This is a genomic window from Streptomyces sp. NBC_00075, assembly GCF_045041225.1.
Lineage (GTDB): Bacteria > Actinomycetota > Actinomycetes > Streptomycetales > Streptomycetaceae > Streptomyces > Streptomyces adonidis.
This window is the reverse complement of record NZ_CP108243.1, coordinates 2898781-2920180: the sequence shown is the minus strand read 5'-3', so window position 1 is coordinate 2920180 and position 21400 is coordinate 2898781. Positions and strand designations below refer to the sequence as shown.

At 72.7% G+C, this 21400-nt stretch carries 9 protein-coding genes and 2 pseudogenes; 10 read left to right on the top strand and 1 reads right to left on the bottom strand.

Going from position 1 to position 21400, the window contains the following annotated elements:
* The 5 genes and pseudogenes from lepB to OG787_RS12320 all read left to right on the top strand — a co-directional run.
* Positions 1-750, top strand: coding sequence for a signal peptidase I (gene lepB, locus OG787_RS12340; RefSeq protein ID WP_405535217.1), 750 nt, complete (start codon positions 1-3; stop codon positions 748-750).
* Complete coding sequence (locus tag OG787_RS12335; protein WP_405535216.1) at positions 740-1270, top strand: NUDIX hydrolase; 531 nt, start codon at positions 740-742, stop codon at positions 1268-1270. Before lepB ends, OG787_RS12335 begins: the two co-directional genes overlap by 11 nt.
* 55 nt (positions 1271-1325) lie before the next feature.
* The gene (locus OG787_RS12330; protein WP_003965949.1) at positions 1326-1634 is read left to right on the top strand and encodes a DUF2469 domain-containing protein; all 309 of its coding nucleotides are present in this window, start codon (positions 1326-1328) and stop codon (positions 1632-1634) included.
* A 107-nt stretch (positions 1635-1741) separates the two neighbouring features.
* Positions 1742-2137 carry a YraN family protein gene (locus OG787_RS12325; RefSeq protein WP_369035486.1) on the top strand — a complete coding sequence of 132 codons (396 nt, stop codon included), beginning with the start codon at positions 1742-1744 and terminating at the stop codon, positions 2135-2137.
* Positions 2137-2874, top strand: a pseudogene (locus OG787_RS12320) (magnesium chelatase domain-containing protein); the annotation flags it as partial. The gene OG787_RS12325 and the pseudogene OG787_RS12320, both read left to right, overlap by 1 nt.
* Before the next feature lie 183 nt (positions 2875-3057).
* On the opposite strand, the pseudogene OG787_RS12315 reads toward OG787_RS12320, so the two are convergent.
* Positions 3058-3300, bottom strand: a pseudogene (locus OG787_RS12315) (helix-turn-helix domain-containing protein); the annotation flags it as partial.
* Positions 3301-4462: 1162 nt separating this feature from the next.
* On the opposite strand from OG787_RS12315, the gene OG787_RS12310 reads away from it, so the two are divergent.
* The 5 genes from OG787_RS12310 to OG787_RS12290 are packed head-to-tail and all read left to right on the top strand — an operon-like array spanning position 4463 to position 21358.
* A complete protein-coding gene (locus tag OG787_RS12310; RefSeq protein ID WP_405535215.1) occupies positions 4463-7096 on the top strand; it encodes a S8 family serine peptidase in 2634 nt (877 codons plus the stop codon).
* 3 nt (positions 7097-7099) lie between these two features.
* Positions 7100-10516 (top strand): DUF6603 domain-containing protein, encoded by a 3417-nt coding sequence (locus tag OG787_RS12305; RefSeq protein ID WP_405535214.1) that lies wholly within the window; start codon positions 7100-7102, stop codon positions 10514-10516.
* Positions 10513-13950 (top strand): hypothetical protein, encoded by a 3438-nt coding sequence (locus OG787_RS12300; RefSeq protein WP_405535213.1) that lies wholly within the window; start codon positions 10513-10515, stop codon positions 13948-13950. Before OG787_RS12305 ends, OG787_RS12300 begins: the two co-directional genes overlap by 4 nt.
* Positions 13947-19469 carry a hypothetical protein gene (locus OG787_RS12295; protein ID WP_405535212.1) on the top strand — a complete coding sequence of 1841 codons (5523 nt, stop codon included), beginning with the start codon at positions 13947-13949 and terminating at the stop codon, positions 19467-19469. The genes OG787_RS12300 and OG787_RS12295 overlap by 4 nt, the downstream gene beginning before the upstream one ends.
* Entirely contained in the window at positions 19466-21358 is a 1893-nt protein-coding gene (locus OG787_RS12290) for a hypothetical protein (protein ID WP_405535211.1), read from the top strand. The genes OG787_RS12295 and OG787_RS12290 overlap by 4 nt, the downstream gene beginning before the upstream one ends.
* Positions 21359-21400: the final 42 nt, after the last annotated feature.

Here is a 21400-nt window from a genome sequence, read left to right as displayed (position 1 = left end):
ATGACCGGCACGACAACGCGTACGGACGAGGGCCACGGACGGCTCGGCAGCAGGCTGTCGGGACTGGCCGTGGCCCTCGGCTGTGTGCTCTTCCTCGGCGGCTTCGTCTGGGGCGCGATCATCTACCGGCCGTACACCGTGCCGACCGACTCCATGTCGCCCACCATCGTGGCCGGTGACCGGGTGCTGGCCCAGCGGATCGACGGCGGTGAGATCAAGCGCGGTGACGTCGTGGTCTTCACCCAGGAGAGCTGGGGCGACGTGCCCCTGGTCAAGCGGGTCGTGGCCGTGGGCGGGGACACGGTCTCCTGTTGCACGGACGGCAAGCTGGTCGTCAACGGCAAGCAGATCCAGGAGTCCTACATCCCCAAGGGCCAGTCCGCGGAGCTGATGGGCATCCCGTCGATCACGGTCCCCAAGGGGCGGCTGTTCGTGCTCGGGGACGAGCGCACCGGCTCGCTGGACTCCACGGCCCACCTCACGGAGGCCTTCAACGGCACGGTGGCGCGCGGCTCGGTGGCCGCCCGTGTCGACGCCGTGGTGTGGCCCATGAACGGCATGCTGGCCCGCCCCACGGGCTTCGAGACCCTGGGGGGTCTGTCCTCGCCGGGGCCGCTGCGGCTGCTCACCGTCGCGATCGTGGTGGGCGGGGTGCTCGTCCTGGGCGGCGGGGCCTACGGGCCGGTCGCCACGCTGCTGGCGAAGCGGCGGCGCCCTGTCGCGGAGGCGGAGCCCGCCGGTGCCCGCTGAGCCGGTGGGCGGTGTCGAGGACTCGTACGTCGGCGGGCTGCGCAAGGTGTCCCGGGTCGTGCTGCTCGATCCACAGGACCGGATCCTGCTGCTGCACGGGCACGAGCCGGACGATCCGGCCGACGACTGGTGGTTCACACCCGGCGGCGGTCTGGAGGGCGACGAGACCCGCGAGGAGGCCGCGCTGCGGGAACTCGCGGAGGAGACCGGCATCACCGCGGCCGATGTCGCACTCGGTCCGGTGCTGTGGCGGCGCACGTGCTCCTTCCCGTTCGCGGGGCGCCGCTGGGACCAGGACGAGTGGTACTACCTGGCCCGTACGGAGCGTACGGAGACCCGGGCCACCGGGCTCACGGAGCTGGAACGGCGCAGTGTCGCCGGAGCGCGCTGGTGGACGTGCCAGGAACTGACCCGGGCACATGAGACGGTGTATCCGACCAGACTCGCCGAGCTCCTGCGGAGGCTGCTCGACGAAGGGCCCCCGGCCCGTCCCGAGATCCTCGACACGGAAATCGTCTAGGGGCTCGCGTGACTGGCGCACAATGGTGGGACGCACGGCTGAAGGGGAACATGCCATGAGCGCCGAGGACCTCGAAAAGTACGAGACCGAGATGGAGCTGAAGCTCTACCGGGAGTACCGCGATGTCGTCGGTCTGTTCAAATATGTGATCGAGACCGAACGGCGCTTCTACCTCACCAACGACTACGAGATGCAGGTGCACTCGGTCCAGGGTGAGGTTTTCTTCGAGGTGTCCATGGCGGACGCCTGGGTGTGGGACATGTACCGGCCGGCCCGGTTCGTGAAGCAGGTACGGGTGCTCACGTTCAAGGACGTGAACATCGAGGAGCTGAACAAGAGTGATCTGGAGCTGCCGGGCGGCTGACGCTCACTCATGTGGGTGACGGAGTTATCCACAATGGCGAGCTTGTCCACCAAGATCCAATAGCTCGTCGAACTGCCCTCACTGTTGGCGCCGGAGGTGGTGCCGACATGAGCAACGTGAACACGCGCAACGGACGACGCGGCGCACTGGGCAGGTACGGCGAGGAACTGGCCGCGCGGCGGCTGACCGAGGCCGGGATGACGGTCCTGGACCGCAACTGGCGGGCCGGCCGCACCGGTGAGATCGACATCGTGGCCAGGGACGGCGACGCACTCGTCGTCTGCGAGGTCAAGACCCGCCGGGCGGCCGGACCGGCGGGTGCCTTCCAGCACCCGATGGCGGCCGTCACCCCGGCCAAGGCCGAACGGCTGCGAGGCCTCGCCGAACGCTGGGTCCAGGAACACGGGGGCGCGCCGCCCGGCGGGGTCCGTATCGACCTGGTCGGCGTTCTGCTGCCCGAGCGCGGCGCACCCGTGGTGGAACACGCGCGGGGGGTGGCGTGATGGGATTCGCCCGTACGTGTTCGGTGGCGCTGGTGGGTGTCGAGGGTGTGGTCGTCGAGGTCCAGGCGGATCTCGAACCCGGCGTCGCCGCGTTCACCCTGGTGGGACTGCCCGACAAGAGCCTGACCGAGAGCAAGGACCGGGTCCGCGCGGCGGTCGTCAACTCGGGAGCCGCCTGGCCGCAGAAGAAGCTCACGGTGGGGCTCAGCCCGGCGTCCGTGCCCAAGAGCGGCAGCGGGTTCGATCTTGCTGTTGCCGCAGCCGTGCTCGGGGCCGCCGAGCGGATCGACCCCCGGGTCCTCGCCGACATCGTGATGATCGGTGAACTGGGCCTCGACGGTCGGGTGCGGCCCGTCCGGGGCATCCTGCCGGCGGTGCTGGCTGCCGCCGACTCGGGCTACGAACAGGTCGTCGTCCCGGAGTGCGCCGCCGCCGAGGCCGCGCTGGTCCCCGGGGTGTCGGTGCTCGGCGTACGCAGTCTGCGGCAGCTGATCGCCGTCCTCACCGACGAGCCCGTACCCGACGAGCAACCGGACGAGCACGGCCGCCCCGACCCGCTCATGGCGGGCCTGCGGATGCCGGGCACCGGGGCGGCCACGGGCATGCACAGCATGGGCGCCGCCCAGTACGACAACGGCCACGACCTGGCCGACGTGGTGGGCCAGCACTCGGCGCGCACGGCCATGGAGGTGGCCGCGGCCGGCGGCCACCACGTCTTCCTCGAAGGGCCACCGGGTCACCACTCTTAAACGTAGAGATGGTGGAAGCCTCGTAAACGAACGGAATCGCACCCCGGAGCTCTGGTTCGGATGGCCGTAGAGGTCCTGTTTTTCCGCGTCGGCGCACCTCGTCCGGAGTGGCCCTCGGGAGCGGGATGGTCGTCGTTCGCGGCTTGCCGGCTGTCTGTACAACGACCCGGGAGTCCGTCCGGAGGCGGCCCTGAACGCGCTGGCGAAGGCGCTGGGCGAGGAGAACCCGCGGACCGCGGCCGCCTGCGTGACGGTCCGTCCCTCGGCGAGGAGCAGGCCCGCCCGGTGCAGGCGGAGCTGTGTGCGCCAGGCTGTGCAGCGCATCCCCAGCTCGTCGCCGAACAGCCTGGACAGGGTCCGCTCGCTCGCGCCGGCCCTCCGACCGAGTTCAGCCAGGCTCGGCGAGGCGGTCATGCCGGACTCCTGCACTCGTTGGACGTCGCGCAGCCGCGCCGGCGTCCCGGTCGTGTCTCCTGGGAGGCGCCACCCGCTATCCATGCACAGGTGAGTTCTCCGAAGGCTCTGTGTGCGACGCCAGTGCGGCACTGCCGGGGCGCGCACGAGACGCCGTGAGGACGTGCGCGGGACTCTGAGAGGTACACCGGCATCGGTCGGCGTCCTATCGGCGTCTCTGGCGGGTCTCGTTCGTGTACTGATGAGTCACCTCGGAGACGCTCCCTTGGCCAGCCGGTTCCGCTCGTTCACCCGCCGGCGCAGTGTCTGCTCGGCACCGGCTGCCGCCTTGCGATTCAGCCCTGCACGGCGTGCGGCGATCGAAGCGGCAACGGTGCTCCCGGCGTGGATGGCCGGTGCGGGGATCGGACGGAGGGCGACAGCGGCCGCGGCTGCAGCCTGTGAGTTGCTCAGGCGCTCGGCAGGCGTCGCAGGGTCGGGACGGGAAACGGTCCTTGACGAACGCTGTGTGTCGTCCCTGGGTGAAGGGCCGGAGCATGTCTGCGGGGCCGGCCGTGGATGGGCCGGTGGTGCCGAGAGTGTTGCCGTGCTTCCACGGTTCCGTCGCGCGGAGTCCCCGATGTGTATTTCTTCCTGAATGCTATGGATGCTGTTTTTCACTTGCTTTGTGTTCATCTATATGATGATCGCCTGGAGTGGGGGACCTGTCCCCGAGTGGTGGTCAGGACCATGGTCGGCCGGTGCAGGTTTGCTCTCCCCGTGTGCTTGCCCCCCAACGCGCGCATGCGCAACATGCCCGCGCATCCACGCCGGCGGCGGCATCACTCACTGGCGAGTTCGCCATGGCGCAACCTTCGCCCTGGCGCCCACGGCGGATGATCGTGCACCCGCCACACGGCCGCGCGATCCCGTCAGGCAGTGCGGGGGCTTCCCCAAGGCCGGGTAGCCGAGGGGTGAGAATCCCCTCGGCTACCCGGCGCCAAAAGGGGTGAACCTGTGCCGAGTTCATTGCCGGGGTCATGCCGCAGTGCTTCCATGGAGCCGACTGGATTCGTTTGGTGACCTTCGGCGCGGGGGTACGGAGCGTGGGGACAGTGTCTGAACTCCGACGTGAGAACCGGGCGGTTACTCTCGCGCGACGCCGTCGCGTGTCACCCCGCCGGTGACGGGCCGCATCGGGCCGCGGCTGAGCGCGCTGCTGTCCGACCTGGGCGTAGCTCATCCGGACGATCCCGACCCGCGACCCCGCTCCTTCGCCCCCGAGGGCGAAGGAGCGGTGCCCGGCCCCGGAGCGCCCGTCGCCGTGGTGCTGTCCGTCGGCCCTGTCGACATCGGGGAACTCAGCGCGGCCGGGCTGCATCTGCCCCGCGGCGGCGCACCCCTGGTCACGGGTATGGCGCTGCCGCCGAGCGTTCCGGCGATCGCCCTGGTGCCCGGAGTCCGGTCCGTCGAACTCGCCGCCGCCGAGTACCCTGATCTGCACACCTCCGTACCAGCCACCCGGGCCGACCACGTCCGCACGGGAGCCCTGGGCCTCACCGGAGCGGGTGTGATCGTGGGCGTCGTCGACACGGGCATCGACATCTACCACCACGCGTTCCGCAACAGCGACGGCACCACCCGGCTGCTCTCGCTGCTCGACACCACCACCCCGTACACCCTCACCGGTTCGGGACCGCCCACCGCCGGCACCTTCCGGCTCGGCTGGACGCCACCTGCCACCGGGGGAGCGGTGCCGGCGCAGCAGACCACGGCGAACCTGCCCTTCAACGCCACGGTCCAGCAGGTGCGGGCGGCCCTGGAAGCGCTCGCGGCGATCGAGCCGGGCGACGTCTTGGCCACCGGCGGACCACTGCCCGGCACCCCGGTCGTCGTCTCCTTCGCCGGGCGCTATCTGAACCAGGACGTCGAACCGCTCCGGGTCAGCGCGTCGGCCCTGACCCCCGCCGCGACGGCCATCGTGATCGACCGCGGGCGCGAGTACACTAGGGAGCAGATCAACGCGGCGCTCGCCGCGCCGGCCGCGCCGTTCGGCAGCTTCGACGCCGACGGGCACGGCACCCATGTGATGGGCATCGCGGCCGGGGACGGCTCCCAGGCCGGCAACTGCCATCTGAGCGACTACTACATCGGCGTGGCGCCCGCCGCCGATCTGATCGCGGTCAAGACCACCTTCTCCAACGACGCCACCACCCGGGGCGTGCGGCATGTTTTCGACCGCGCGACGGCCCTCGGCCGGGCCGCTGTGGTCAACCTCAGCCTGGGCGGCCAGGACGGCGCCCACGACGGGAGCGCCGACGACGAGGTTCTCTACGACCAACTGCTGACCACGACACCGGCCGGGCGGGCGATCGTGGTGTCCGCGGGCAACGACGGAGACCGCTACGACCACTCCCGGCCCGACGAACAGCCGCGCTACGGCGGAGGGGTGCACGCCTTCAAGACCGTTCCGCCGGGCGGCACGGTCACCATGGAGGTGGTCCTGCCACCACAGGACCGCCAGGACGACTGGCTGGAGTTCTGGTACGCCGGGGCGGGACGGCTGTCCCTCCAACTGCGCGAGCCCGGCGGCGCCGTGCTGGCCGGGCCCGTTGCACCGGGCGCCCCCGTCTACACCACACCTCTGGCTGGCCACGACCTGCGGATCCGCAACCGCACCAACGACACACCGACGAGCCGCCACACCGTCTCCGTACGGATCTCCCCGCCCGCCGCGGGCACCATCACTGCGGGCACCTGGCGGTTCACCCTGACCGAGACGGCGGGGACGGAGACCGAGGTCGACTGCTGGATCGGATGGAACCGCAAGGACCCCCACCCGCGGTTCACCGAGGCCGACCAGGACCGTACGCGCACGCTGACCACCCCCGCGACCGCGCACAACGTCATCACGGTGGCGTCCTACAACCCCGCCGACAACGAACTGGCCGCGAGTTCGAGCCGCGGGCCGACCACCGACGTCCGTCCCGCCGACGAGCGCAAGCCGGACATCGCCGCACCGGGCGTGGGCATCACCTCCGCGAAGAGCCTGGCCCGCAACACCGGGATCTGCTGCGACTGCTGTGAGGACTTCTACGTGGCCATGAGTGGTACGAGCATGGCGGCACCGCACATTACCGGCATCATCGCCCTGATCTTCCAGCGGAACAGAGCCCTGACCTGGGAGCAGGTCCGGGCCCATCTGCGGACCACCGCCGTGCCGCCCGACCCAATCACCGGCCCCACCCTGCCGAACGCGGAATGGGGATCGGGCGTGGTCAACGCCGAGGTCTGCATCGCCGGCATCCCCGCCCACGCCTCGACCACGCACGCCCCGACGGCGGCGTACGAGAAGACACTCGAACCCGCCGGACTCCCCGACGGGCCCCGCGTACCCGCCCTCGTACCCCAAGCCGGCGGGCAGCCCGGCGACCCCACGTCCCTGCGGTTGCGCGAACTCCGCAGGACCGTACAGAACACCGAGGCCGGACAGCTCGCTGCGGCTCTGGTCAGCACCCACATCGACGAGGTGCTGCGCCTGGTCAACCAGGAACGGCGGGTCACCATCGCCTGGCACCGGATGGGCGGCGCCGAGCTGTTCCGGCTGCTCCTCGCCACACCCGTCGGCGAGCCGCTGGTCGTCCCCGGGACATTCGGCGGCCGGCCCCTCGCCGAGGGCTTGGCCCGGCTGCTCGACGCGCTCGAAGCGGCCGGCAGCCCCCAATTGCGCGCCGACATCGCCCGGCACCGCGCCCTGCTGCTGTCCCTGCCCGGCCGGGACCTGGACGATCTCGACGACATCTCAAGGGCGGGCTGAGCCATGCCAGGCCCGCCCGGAACCCTTGATGTCATCGCCCGCGAACTGGCCACCGCCCTCGCCCCCTTGGAGGAGCGGCTGGCCGGCGGCAACGCCGCCGCGTTCCTGGACGAGCTCGGCCTGCGGCTGCCCGGCGGCTTCGAAGCCGCCGCGCCGGCGATCGGCACCACCGCTCTCCGCGCCGCCGCCCTGCCACCCGCCGTGGCCACCCTCGTCTCGGCGATCGAGGACGAGGACACCCAGGCGATCGCCTCGGCGGGCATCGCCCTGGTCGGCGTACTGCGCGAGGTCATCGAGGCGATCGGCGCCCTCGGCCCGGCGCTGGACGCCGCCGTCGCCGCCGAGGCGGCGCTCACCCCGGCCCAGCGCACCCGCCTGCAGCAGCGGGCCGCTTCCCTCCCCGGACGGCTCCTGGACTGGATGGTGGTCGAGTATCTGCGGCGGCGCGGCGAGGGGCTGCACACCGCGCTGACCCTGCTGGGCATCATCGACGACATCACCGAACCGGGCGATCCCGCCGATCCCCTCGACCCGCCGCGCCGCGTCCTCGCGCTGCGCCCAGACCGGCTGATCTCCCTGGTGACCGCTCCCGACGCGTATCTGCGCACCGCCTTCCGGTTCGGCGAGCCCGACTTCGACGGCCGGGAACTCTTCACCCGGCTCGCCGCGTACCTGGACTCCCTCCACCTCGCCGTCGACCTGCTCACGCCGCCCGGGGCGGCGCCGATCCTGGAGGCGTACGTCCTGCGCCTGAGCACCGATCAGACCGCGTCCCCGCCCAGTCTGACGGCTCGTATGCGGCTGCCCGCCTCCCGGGACGTCCTGCTGACCATCCCGCTCGGCGGCGCCTGGTCCCTCACGGTCACCGCGGCGGCACGCTTCGACGCGGGCCTGGAGGCGGAGATCAGCCCGCCCCTGGAGTTCCGCCTCCAGCCGCCGACCGGCGGGGTGAGCGCCGACATCGGGGTGGGCCTCGCCGCCGAACGCCCCGATGCGACACCCATGGTGCTGCTGGGACAGGCCGGCGGCTCCCGCCTGGAGCTGCGGCGGTTCGCCGTGGCCCTAGGGCTCGCAGGCTCGGCAGGCATCGGGGCGCCTCTGACCGTGGAGCCGAGTGCCCGGCTCCGACTGGAGGGCGGCAGGCTGATCGTCGACCTCTCCCAGGGGGACGGCTTCATCGCCAAGGTCGCCGGCGGCCTCAAGATCGATGCGAACCTCGATCTCGCGGCGCTCTGGTCCCCGTCCACCGGACTGCGCATCCAGGGCAGCGGCGGCATCGAGATCGCCATCCCGACCCATCTCTCCCTCGGCCCCATCGACGTCACACAACTCTATCTGCGGGTCTCGCTCGGACCCGGTTCCGCGCTGCCCATCGAGCTGTCCGGCGCCTTCACGGCCGCGCTCGGACCGCTCGACACCGCCGTCGACCGCATCGGCCTCGTGGCCGACCTGAGCTTCCCGCCCGGCGGAGGCAATCTCGGTCCGCTCGACCTGGGCTTCCGCTTCAAGCCGCCCAACGGCGTCGGGCTGGCCGTGAACGCCGGAGTCGTCCAAGGCGGCGGCTATCTCTACATCGACACCGAACGGGGCGAATACGCGGGCGTCCTCGAACTCGACCTCGCCGGCATCGTCTCCGTCAAGGCCATCGGCCTCATCACCACGCGGATGCCGGACGGCTCCGACGGATTCTCCCTGCTGCTCGTGATCACCGCCGAGTTCGGCACCGGCGTCCAGCTCGGCTTCGGCTTCACCCTCCTCGCCGTCGGCGGCATCCTGGGCCTCAACCGGACCGTGAACCTCCCGGCCCTGGTCGAGGGCGTACGCGGCGACACCCTCTCGTCGGTGATGTTCCCCAGGGACGTCGTCGCCAACGCCCAGCGGATCATCAGCGATCTGCGGACCTTCTTCCCCACCCGGCAGGGCGGCTTCGTCATCGGACCGATGGCGAAGATCGGCTGGGGGACACCCACGCTGGTCAGTCTGTCGCTGGGCGTGGTCATCGGAATTCCGGGGAACATCGCCATCCTGGGCGTGCTGCGGATCGCGCTCCCCGCCGACGACGCCGCTGTCATCGTCCTCCAGGTGAACTTCATCGGAGCGATCGAGTTCGACAAACGCCGGGTGTACTTCTTCGCCTCGATCTTCGACTCCCGCATCCTCTTCCTGACCATCGAGGGCGAGATGGCCGTCCTCGCCGCCTTCGGCGAGGACTCCAACTTCGTTCTCAGCGTCGGCGGCTTCCACCCGTCCTTCGAACCCCCGCCGATGCCGGTGCCCGTACCGCGCCGGATCGCCGTCGACATCGTCAACACCCCGGCGGCGAAGCTGCGCGTCGAGGGCTACTTCGCCGTCACCACCAACACCGCGCAGTTCGGCGCACGCCTCGATCTGATGCTGGGAACCAGCGACTTCGGCGTCACCGGCCATCTGGCGTTCGACGCGCTGTTCCAGTTCTCGCCCTTCCACTTCGTCGTCGCGATCTCCGCCGCGGTGGCGCTGCGCGCCTTCGGCGCCGACGTGTTCAGCATCCGGCTGCGCTTCGAACTCTCCGGCCCGACTCCCTGGCGGGCCAAGGGCACCGGCTCGCTGAGCTTTCTGTTCTTCGAGATCGAGGTCGACTTCGACGAGACGTTCGGCGAGGAGCGCCACGCGGTGCTGCCCGACATCTTGGTCATGCCGCTGGTCGGCGCGGAGTACGACAAGGCCGCGAACTGGCGCACCATGCTGCCGCCGGGGGCGCAGACCCGCGTCTCCCTACGCGCCCTCGCCCCGGCCGCCGACGCCCTCGTACTGCATCCGGTCGGGGTGCTCCAGGTCAGCCAGCGGCTCGTCCCCCTGGACCAGAACATCACCCGCGTCGGCAACAGCAAGGTCGCCGACGCCCGGCGCCTGACCCTCGAAGCCATCGGACCCGGACTGGCCGAACAGGCCGATGTCGTCGAATCCTTCGCCCCCGCCCAGTACCAGGACCTGGACGACGCGGCCAAGCTGTCCCGGCCCGCCTTCGAGCCCGGACACGGCGGCATCGCCCTGTCCACCGCCGGGGACGTCCTCAGGTCCGGCGCGATGGTCCGCCGCGTGGTGCGGTACGAACTGATCACCGTGGACACCGGCTGGCGCCGGGTGCGCAAGCGGTTCCGCCTCGTCCTGGCCGGGCTGTTCGGCCTGTTCCTGCGGGGCGGCGCCGTGTCCCGCTCCGCGCTGTCCGAGCACCACACCGGCCTGCTGGAGCCGTTCGCCGAGAAGGTCACCGTGCGGGCCGAGGGCTATGTCGTCGCCTCGGTGGCCGACAACACGACCGTCGCGGCCTTCTCCAGCGAGACGTTGGCCCGCGACCACCTCGCCCGCCGGGCCGCCGCCGACCCCGCACTCGGCGCTTCCCTCCATGTCATCCCGGCCTTCGAGGCGGTCGCCGCATGAGCACCCTCGCCACCTACTCGTTCCTGCCCTGGCTGCGGCAGGGCATCGCCGGGCAGATCACGGCGGCCGACCTCGACCCGTCGGTGCGCACCCGCGCCGGAATCCATGTCTCCCTCCGGCTCACCGGCGAGCCGATCGCGGGCGGCGCGGCCCTGACGCGGACCGTCGAGCGCGATGTGCAGCTGTACGGGCCGGGAGACGTGGTCGGCATCGACCCGCGGGCGATCGTACGCAACGACCCCCGGGACTGGATCACCGACGCCGAGCCCAACTACCTGGCCCATGTCGAGTTCTACGACGAGGACTTCCCCTGGCGGTACACCCCGGCGGGCCCTGACGGCACGGGACTGCGGCTGCGGCCGTGGATCGCGCTGGTGGTCCTGGAGGAGGACACCGAGTTCGAGGAAGAGTCGGCGCGGAGCGGGCGGCCGCTGCCGTCCGTCAAGATCCTGGACCCGGCCGCCCTGCCCGCGGCCGAGGAGCTGTGGGCCTGGGCACACGTCCAGGTGAACACCTCGCTCAGCGGCCCCGGCGGCGAGCTGACCTCGACCGACATGGCTGCGGTCATGCCCCGGCTCTCCTCCGCCCTCGCCTCGAACCGCGACCTCGCCTACTCGCGCCTCGTCTGCCCGCGCCGGCTCAAGCCCAACACCCCGTACCACGCCTTCGTCGTACCGGTCTTCGAAACGGGGCGGCTCGCCGGGCTCGGGCTCGATCCCGCCAAGGCGCCGCACGCCACCTTCTCCGCCTGGGCCGACTACGCGAACAAGGAAGCGGGCGCGGCTCTCCCCGTGTACCACCGGTGGTACTTCCGCACCGGCGGGCAGGGCGACTTCGAACATCTCGTCCGGCTGCTCCAGCCCCGGACCGTCGACTCACGCGTCGGCGTACGCGATGTGGACGTGCGCCACCCCGGCAGCAACCTCACCGGAATCACCGACCCCGCCCTGGGCGGCATCCTCAAACTCGGGGGAGCGCTGCGGGTTCCGCGCTCCGCGCTGACCCCCGAGGAGCGCGAGATCGCCGACCGCTACGAGGAGTGGGACCAGTCCCCGCCTGCCTCCGAAGCCTATCCGCAGCCGTTCCAGCGCGACCTCGCCGCCTTCGTCAACCTCCCGGACGACTACGCCCAGCACCCCGCCTTCCAGGCCAACGCGGACTCGGGGCTGGGTCCCGCCATCGAGGGCAGCCGCGACCCGCTGATCACCGCCCCGCTCTACGGCCGCTGGCACGCGCTCACCCGCCGCCTGCTCACCGAGCGCGACGGAACCCCGCAGACCCCGGCCGACAACTGGGTCCACGAGCTCAACCTCGACCCCCGCCACCGCCTCGCGGCGGGCTTCGGCACCCGCGTGATCCAGACGAACCAAGAGCACTACATGGAAGCGGCGTGGGGGCAGATCGGCGAGGTGCTGGAGGCCAACCGCCGCATCCGACAGGCCCGGCTGGCCCAACTGGTGGCCGGCGGCTGGTGGGCCACGCAGTTCGCCTCCCGCACCGAGCGCGCGCCCGAGCGGGCGCTCACCCTCACTGCACCCGCGCACCGGCACGTCCTGCTCACCGACGCAGCGGTACGGCCGGAGCCGTCGGCACCGGGCACGGCGGGGCGCGCGGCCACGCTCAGGCACCGCCTCTCGGTCTCCGCCGTGCCCGCCACGGCGGTCTCGGCGGCCATGCGCCGCCTCACTCGGCCCCGGGCCCGGCTCATGCGGTCGCTGACCTTCGGCGGGCGCATCACCCCCGGCACCCTGCTGACCCGGATCGACGCGGGCGAGGTGTCCGCGTCCCCGCCGGTCCTCACCCCGCCCGGCGTCGTGACCACGGACGAGCTCGCCGACACCCTCCATGTCCCGCTGCCCGGCTGGCTGCCGCGTGGCCCGGCCGCCTGGCTGACCGCCCTTCTGCGCCGCCACCCGTGGCTGCCCTGGCTGGTGCTGGTTCTCGGCTTTGTCGCCCTTGTCGCCGGGGCCGTGCTCCTCACCACGGCGGGCGCCGCGCTCGCCCTGGCCCTCCTGCTTATCGGCCTCGCCCTGCTCGCGCTCGCCCGGGCCCTGCACCAGACGGGGGCCTCCCTGGGCCGGGCCGACGGCCTGCGCCCGCAGAGCCTGACCGTCGAAGCCGTCGACCGCCTTCCCGACGCCCCCGGCTTCGACCTAGTGGAACCGGGCGAGCCACAGCCCGTCCCCGCCCCCGGCGCCACCGGCGACAGCCCCACCGCGATCCGCCTCAAGACGGCCCTGCGCGACTGGCACCGGCTCCACGAGGCAAGCCTGACGACCGGCGCGGAGCCCCAGCCGGTGCGCTACGGCAGGGCGGGCCTGGCCCGACTGGCCGCCGGAGCCGTGGCCGCCGTGAACCCCGCCGTGACGCTGCCCCGCCGCACCCTGCACGCCCTGGGCCTTCCGCAGCGCGTCCAGGCCGAACTGACGGAGGACTTCGGGGAGGTGATGGCCTATCCGCGGATCGACCAACCCATGTACGAGCCCCTTGCCGACCTGTCCGACGACCTGCTGCTGCCCAATCTGAACCTCATCCCGCAGAACACCGTGACCCTGCTGGAGACGAACCAGGCCTTCATCGAGGCGTACATGGTCGGCCTCAACCACGAGATGGCGCGCGAACTGCTGTGGCGCGAGTACCCCACCGACCAGCGGGGCACCCCCTTCCGCCAGTTCTGGGACGTACGCGGAGCGCGCACCGCGCCCGGCTTGACCCCCGAGCAGGCAGCGGAGTCCCTGCGCGACATCCCAGAACTGCACCGCTGGCGCCGCGGTTCGCGGCTCGGCGAGCACGACCACCGCGAAGTCCCCGGTGAGACCGAGCAGGAGGCCGTCCTGGTCATCCGCGGCGAGCTGCTCAAGAAGTACCCCAACGCGGTGATCTACGCGCACCGCGCTCAGTGGGCCATGAGCGACGGCAGGATCGACCCCGGTCAGGAACGCACGCTGGTGGAGGTGCCCGCGGCCCAGCAGGGCGATCCGCCGCGCGACATCGTCAGGACGCCCCTGTACGAGGCCCGGGTCGACCCGGACATCACCTTCTTCGGCTTCGACCTGACCGTCGAGGAGGCCCGTGGCGGTACCGGAGACGACCCCCAGGACCCGGCGGGATGGTTCTTCTGCATCCAGGAACAGCCCGGTGAGCCGCGCTTCGGCTTCGACGTCACGCGCGAGGGCCACATGCAGACCGTCAACGATCTGGCCTGGCCGGACATGGGCGTGGGCGAGGGCGCCTTCGTCGGGGCGACCGCGCTCGGCACGGTCGCCCTGGCGCCCCTGGGCCCCGGGGACGGCGAGAAGACGGAGCAACGCGCCGACGACGTAAAGGTGGTGACGGCCTCCGTCAGCGCCGCGCGCTGGGCGTATCTGCTGTATCAGTCCCCGGTCCTGGTGGCCGTGCACGCAGCCGAGATGCTGCGCCGGGAGGACGCGTGAGCGAGGTCGAACAGGTCCGGGCCGCGCTCGCCGCCGCCCGCGCACAGCAGGAGGAAGCCGCCGCCCGGCGGGTCCGGGCCGCGGGCGAACTCCGCCGCGCGCAGGAAGCGATCACGGCCGCCGAGCGCGGCGGCGACCGGGAGGCCGCCGCGGCCGCAGCCGAGCGCGGTGAAGACGCCCGCAGGCTCCTCACCGAGGCCTCCGACGCGGTGCGCCGCGCCCGGGAATCCGTACGGGCGGCCCAGGAGCTGAGCCAGCCGGTCACCGATCCCCGTGACCTCATCGCCCGGCTGTCCGCGGCCGTGCCCGCGCTGCTGTTCCCGATGCGGCTGGAGACCCGCTTCCGCGAGCTGTCGGCCGAGGGCGAGGCGGAACCCCCGGGCGTACGCCACCAGTTGTGGGTCCGGGCCTTCCCGGACACCTGCTCCATCGACACCTTCACCGCGGAACTCACCGCCTCCGAGGCCGCGTCCGCCCGCACCTACTGGGCCGAGACATGGGCGGCCGGCGGCGAGGAGGCCGGGGAGCGGGCCGCATGGCGGGCCCTCGCCGCAAGTCACGGCTCGGGGCGGGCCCACTGGATCACCGACAGCCACCGGCCCGCCAACGAGGAGGACCGGCCCGCACGTACCACCCCCGGCGAGGTGATCCTCGCCCTCGCCGTCCCCACCGCCCCGCCCGCCGCCGAACTGGCCGCCCTCACCGCGTACTGGACCGCCTGGTGGCGGGCCGGCACCGACACCGCCGCGCAACGGGCCGCGCGTACCGCCCTGGAGGGCGCGGTCGGCGCCGCCCGGGCCGCGGAGATCGTCGCGCGGCCGCCCGCGGGGCTCGCCGCGGAACCCGTACCGCCCGCGACCCACGCCACCGCGCCGGTCACCGTCGCCGTGGCCGTGCTCCCCGATCCGCCCGCGGCGGCCGCGACCGGCTGGAGCAGGGCGCCGCGCGCCGCCCTCCTGCCCGACCGACTGGTGCTGGTCGCCGAATCGGGCGACCAGCGTACGCAGATCCTCGGCCGCCCCCTGCCACCGGCCGTCTTCACCGGGCCCGACCCCCTCGCCCCCGCCGAGGAACAACTCCAGCAGGCCGACGGGCAGTTGGCGTTCCCGGACGAGCTGGCCTGGCTCACCGACTTCGAGCGGGCGGTCGCCGACGGGCTGGGCTTCGTGGTCGACCTCAGCCCGGAACAGGCGCGGACCGGCTTCGACCGGCTCTACGTCCTGGGCCTGCGCACCCTGACGGAGCCCGAGGACAACGCCGCCGACCTTGAAGACCTCCTCCGCCACCACCACTACGGCCAGGCCGGTCTCGCCCTGGTCCCGCAGGGCGCCCCGACCAACAACACCGAGGCCGTCGGCATGGGCTTCGCCAGGGCCGACGACCCCGACGTCGCGTTCGACGCCCGCCGCGCCGGGCCCCTCGGCCATGAGCCGAACCCCGCGCTGCGCGGGGACGGGCAGTGCCTGGCCGGGCTGCTCGGCATCGTGCCGGCCACCCTGGACGCCGTACCGCACGCCCACGGCCGCGACCAGCGCGAGGCCCGCGCGATGCAGACCCTGCTCTGGCCGGCCACCCTCGGCTACCTCCTGGGCACACTGCTCGAACCCGTCCTGGACGAGAACACCGTCGAGAACACCCGCTGGTTCTTCACCCGCCACGTCCGCGGACGGGGAGCCCTGCCCGCCGTACGCATCGGCGCCCAGCCTTACGGCGTCCTCGCCACCACCGCCTTTTCCCGCAGCAGTTGGCTGTGGCCCGGGCCGCGGCCCTCGTCCACCCCCCGGACCACCTTCCTCGTACAACTGCACGAGCTGCTCAGGGAGGCTGCGCGGGACTGGGACGCCCTCGTGGACCAGGTGCCCTCGCTCGGGCGCGGTGGCGCCCGGACCGACGACGACGCCCACCAGACCCTCCTCGGCATCCTCGGCCTGCACCCCACATCCGCGGAGTTCCACTACCGGTACGCGGAAGGGCGGATCCAGCTGGTCAACAAGGCCCACGTGAGCGGCTACGGAGACCTGCTGCACCAGGCCTGGGCCGCGGCGGGCCTCGACGACCCGGCGCTCGCCCTCCTCAGACGCCTCGGTTACCAGGGCACCGAGCGAGTCCCCCTGCTAGACCTCTACTTCCACGGCCGGCAGACACCCCTCAAGGGCCCGCTCGTCGACGACCGCCCCCTGTCCGAGGCCGCACCCGTCCGCCCCTGGACCACCGACGGGCGCAACTACCTCCGCTGGCTCCACGACGCCGCAACCACCTCCCTGGACCTGCTGCGGTCGGACGGCGCCTTCGAGGCCGGGGCCCCCACCGCGCTGCTCTTCCTGCTCGCCCGCCACGCCCTCACGCTCGGCTACGAAGAGGCCGGGCGCACCCTGCACCTGCTCGCCGGACACGACGTGGCGACGGTGCGCGCCATGCGCCGGGAGCCTCCGTTCGTCCACGTCGCCGAGCGAGGCCCCAGCGAAAGCCGGTTCGCGCCCCTGTACCGGCACGACCCGCTGATCTCACCCGGCCAGGACTGGACCGTCGCCGCGCACATCGCCGACGTGCTCCGCCACTCCCGGGGAACCCACGTACTGCGCGAGCAGGTCGAAGCCCTCGACCTGCTCGCCGACGTGCCCACCGCCCGCCTCGAACGCGCCCTTGTGGAACATCTGGACACGGCCGCGTACCGCCTCGACGCCTGGCAGCTCGGCCTCGTCAACCTGCAGCTCGAACGGATGCGGGCCCGGGGCCGGGAAGAGGAGGGGCAGGAAGCCCGCGGGATCCACATCGGGGCGTACGGCTGGCTGGAGGACGTACGTCCCGGCGGACGCGCCCTCACCCCTGTCCAACTGCCGCAAGACCTCATGGAGGTCTTCGGCGACGGCCCGCCGCTGCGCCACGACCCCGGCAACGGCGGACACATGCTCGCCCCCTCCCTCAACCAGGCCGTCACCGCGTCCGTACTGCGCAGCGCGTACCTCTCCGACGCGAGCCCGGAAGACCCCGGCGCGATGGCGGTGAACCTCTCCTCCGCACGCGTACGCCGCGCCGTCGAGGTGCTCGACGGCATGCGCGCGGGCCAGAGCCTGGGCGCGCTCCTCGGCTACACGCTCGAACGCGGACTGCACGACCGCTCCGGCTTCGCCGAAGTGGACGTCTTCATCTACGCCCTGCGGCGCGCCTTCCCCCTGCGCGCCGACCGGCTGCGGTCCACCGCCACCGGGCCCGGCGAGCCCATCGAGGCCGTCGAGGCGCGCAATGTCGTGGACGGCCTCGCGCTCGTCGAGCACATCGAACGCACCGGCGCGACCACATACCCCTTCGGACTCGCCCCCGGCCGCCTGCCGAACGCCCAGCCGGCGCAGCGCAAGGCGTTGGAGGACGAGGTGGACGCCCTGCGCGATCTGCGCGACGCGCTCGGCGACCTGGCCCTCGCCGAAGCCGTGCACCAGGCGTCCCAGGGCGGCACCGAACGCGCCGCCGCCACATTGCGCACCTTCGAAACCGGGCACCAGCCGCCCGAACCCGAGGTCGTGCGCACCCCCGCCTCCGGCACCACGCTCACCCACCGCATGGGCCTGCACCTCGATCCCGCCGCGGCCGCGCCGTCCGGAGCCACCCCGCGCGCCCTCGCCGTACCCGCCCTGGACGCCTGGCTGTCCGCCACGCTGCCGCCGCTGGGCTCCATCGGCTGCCGGGTCGGCTGGGACGACCCGGCAGACGGAACTCCCCGCGCGCTGCCCGTCACCCTCGCCGACCTCGGGCTGCGCCCCGTCGACGTCCTCGAACTGCTCCGCGGCGAGGAGCAGGCCATGGCCGAACTCGACGACCGCGTCCTGCGGCACGTGCTGCGCACCGCCGCACCGCGCCCGGACGCCCCGCTGCACATCGCCTACCGGGAGTGCGAGCCGGGGCAGATCCCGGTCTTCGAGGTCGCGGCCCTCACCGCACATCTGCGGGCCCTGGTCTCCGCGGCCCGCCCGCTGCGACCCAGCGACGTCGTCCTCCCCGGCGAAGCCGGTACCGACCTCGACTCCACCGCCGTACTCGACCCCGCGCCGCTGACCGGAATCGAGACGCTGCTCACACAGCTCTCCGCGGACATCGCGGCGTATCTCGGCGTCTGGGAGCCGCTGTTGGAGGACCCAGCCGCCGGCCGGGCCGCCCTGCTCGCGGGCACCGACACGGCCGTCGACGACGCGGTGGAACTCCTCGAACGCGCGGCGCGGCTCGTCGTACCGGGCGTGGGCTGGGGCCAGGCACTGCTCTCCCGCCAGGCCCAGTACGCGCAGACCGTGGCGCGGCTGCGCGGCCGCGCCGATCAGTGGAGCACCAGGCTGACCGAGGCCGACACCCGGCTGGCGGCCTACGACCTGCTGCCCGCCGGTACGCCCGACGCCGAGCAGATGGCCGAACTCGCCGCGATCGAGGCGCTGGTCGTCGTGACACCGGCCGCTCCCGCCCCCGCTCCGGTCACCCGGCGGTCCGACGTGGGTGCCCTGCGCGACGGTTTTGCGGCCCGACGGGACGCGCTCACCGCCATCACCGGCGGGGCCGAGCCGGGACTCTCCGCGCTGCGCACCGCCGTCCTCGCGGTACTCCCGTTCACCGCCGTCGACAGCGAGCCGTTCGAGACGGAATCCATCGAACAGGCCATGATCGCCCTGGTGTCGGACGTGGTCACCATCGTCGGTTCGCTCGCGGCCGAGCTCGCCCGCCGCACGGAAGCGGCCCAGGACGCCTTCGCCGCCCACGCCGCGGCCGCCGACGCCCCGGCCCGCGTCGAGGCCCTGCAGACCTGCGCGCAGGCCCTGTTGGGCGAGGAGACCAGGCTCATCCCGCACTTCACGATGCGCCCCGCCGCGGCCGCCGAGTGGAGCCGGGCCCTGGCCGCCGTACCGGACCTGCTGAGCCATCTGACCGGCGCTCTGCACGCGGACTTCCCGGTGGAGGACTGGCTGCACTCCGCCGCGCGCGTACGGACACCCCTGTGGCGTTTCGAGCAGGCGGGCCTGCTGGCCGAGGCGCTCGGCGCACCGGTGCCGGAGCCGGTACCGGTCCAGCTGCCGCACCGGCCCGGGGACCGCTGGCTCGCCATGGAATACCCGCCGGAACAGGATCTCGGGGGCGAGCATCTGCTGTACACCGCCGTCTACCCCGTGCCCTTCGACCCGGCGGGCACCCTGTGCGGGCTCCTTCTGGACGAGTGGACCGAGGTCCTGCCGTCGGACGAGACCACCGCGGGCCTCGCCTTCCACTACGACCGCCCGAGTTCCGAAGCCCCCCAGGCACTGCTGCTGGTCACGCCCGCCTCCGGCGGACGCACCTGGACCTGGGACGACCTGCGGCAGTCCGTACCGGACACCATGGCGCTGGCGAAGCGGCGGGCGGTCGAACCGGTGCACCTCGGCGCCGGTCCCGCCGCGCGGTTCCTCCCCGCGGCGGTGAGCGCGGTGACCCTCCGCGGCATCTCCATCTCACTGGCGCTGGCCGCCGGCAACGGCGCATTCGACCAGCTCGGGGGACAGACATGAGTGAGCCGGTGAGCAGGGCGTCGGGCGTCCGGCCGGTCGACCTGGCCAAGGCGCTCGCGGAGCGCGCGCTGCCCTCGGTGACCGTCTACAACCGCCTGGAGGGCCGCCCGCGCACCCGGTCCTTCGACCGGGCGCTCCGGGCGGAGGTACGGGACGCGCTGTGGATGCTCACCCGGCAGTGGCAGGTGGCGGAGTTCGCCGCGGACGACGCGGGCTCGCCGATCACCACCACCGTGCATGTGGAACGCTCCGGGCTCACCGAGTTCGGCGCCCGGGACTTCCCCACCGAGCCGCTGGGCGACGACCCGCTGCCGCTAGAGGCCCGGGTGGAACGCCGTCCCGTCGTGCTCTCCCTCGACGGCGACCCGCTCTCCCTCGACCTGCGCCTGGCCATGGGGCGGCGCTGGCTCAAACTGCTCGCCGACCCCGCCTCGGGCCTGAGCGACGACCACCGGGACCGCTTCCGCGCCGCCTACCCGTTCACGGCGCCCGACCCGACGGACGCGGACGACGCCGCGCGCGTCGCCCATCTGTCGGTCTGGCAGTCGTACGCGGCCGTGGCGGGGCGCGCCATGGACGGGGGTCGGCTCTACGAGCGTCTGACGGCGCGGCCGCCGGGCCGCTGCCACGACGGGATTCCCGGCGTCGCGGAGGTGGACAAGCCGGTGCTCGATGGGCTCGCCCAGCGGTTCGTGGCGTGGTTCGAGCACCTGGTGCTGCCGGCCACCGACGCCGAGCGGGACTGCTGGGATCCACAGCGCCTGGAGTACCGGTTCCGGGCGACGGCCCCGGCGGGTCCCGGCCCACGCCGCTACACGGCCGACGACTACCGCGGCGGCGGGCTCGACTGGTGGGCGCTGGACCTGGAGACGGCCGCGGCACCGGCCCCGCCGGGCGCGGTCGATCCGCCCGCCGTGACGGCCTCGACCGCGACGATGGTGCCGTCCCCGGTCGGCTTCGAGGGCGCGCCGGCCACCCGCTGGTGGCAGTTCGAGGACCGCCGGATCAATCTGGGCGCGATCGACGCCGCGACGACGGACCTGGCCACGCTGCTCTTCGTGGAGTTCGCGCTGATCTACGCGAACGACTGGTTCCTGGTGCCGGTCAGCGTGCCCACCGGCAGCGTCGTGCAGGCCCGCGGGGTCTCCGTCACCACGGTCTTCGGCGAGCGTTTCTGGATTACCCCAGCCGGCAGCGGCGCCGACGATACATGGCAGCGGTGGTCCATGTTCTCCACAAGCCTAGTGGGAGCGGGACCGGCGGACAGCTCGCTGCTGCTCCCGCCTGCCGCCGCGAAGGTGCAGGAGAGCGAGGCCGTCGAGCAAGTGGCGCTGGTCCGGGACGAGATGGCCAACATGGTGTGGGGCGTGGAGAACGTGATCCCCTCGGGCGTCGGCGGAGGAATGCCCGGCCCGCTCGCGGCCGCCGAGACCGAGGCCTTCCATCAGCGCCTCGCGGCCGGAACCGCGCTACCGCCCGCGCCGCCGGAACCGAGGGTGGCGGCCGTGCGCTACCGGACGATGGGCAGCGTGCCGGAGCACTGGATCCCCTTCGTTCCCGTCCATGTCAACGGCGACAACCGCCAGATCCAGCTCCAGCGGGCCGGCCTTCCGAGAACCGTTCCGGGAGCCGCCGAGTCGGCTCCTGTCCCGGTCGAACCTCGCACGGCCCTGCTGCGCGTCGGCAAGGACGCGGTCCCCCAGCTTCCGTACCTCCTCCATGAGGAGGAGGTCCCCCGCGCGGGCACGGTCCTCCGCCAGTCCTACCGGCGCACCCGCGCCTTCGGCGGCCGCCCGGTGGTCTGGTACGCCGCCCACCGCGGCACCGGCCGAGGAGAGGGCTCCAGCGGCCTGGTGTTTGACCAACTCATCGACATACCGGAGGAGTAGCCGGGATCGGTGCGCGAAGGCGGCACACCCCTGCCCTCTGCG

Excerpts from the sequence above, each read along its gene's own strand:
- OG787_RS12300 (WP_405535213.1), top strand. The coding sequence starts at position 10,513 with ATGAGCACCCTCGCCACCTACTCGTTCCTGCCCTGGCTGCGGCAGGGC.
- OG787_RS12290 (WP_405535211.1), top strand. The coding sequence starts at position 19,466 with ATGAGTGAGCCGGTGAGCAGGGCGTCGGGCGTCCGGCCGGTCGACCTG.
- lepB (WP_405535217.1), top strand. The coding sequence starts at position 1 with ATGACCGGCACGACAACGCGTACGGACGAGGGCCACGGACGGCTCGGC.
- OG787_RS12330 (WP_003965949.1), top strand. The coding sequence starts at position 1,326 with ATGAGCGCCGAGGACCTCGAAAAGTACGAGACCGAGATGGAGCTGAAG.
- OG787_RS12305 (WP_405535214.1), top strand. The coding sequence starts at position 7,100 with ATGCCAGGCCCGCCCGGAACCCTTGATGTCATCGCCCGCGAACTGGCC.
- OG787_RS12325 (WP_369035486.1), top strand. The coding sequence starts at position 1,742 with ATGAGCAACGTGAACACGCGCAACGGACGACGCGGCGCACTGGGCAGG.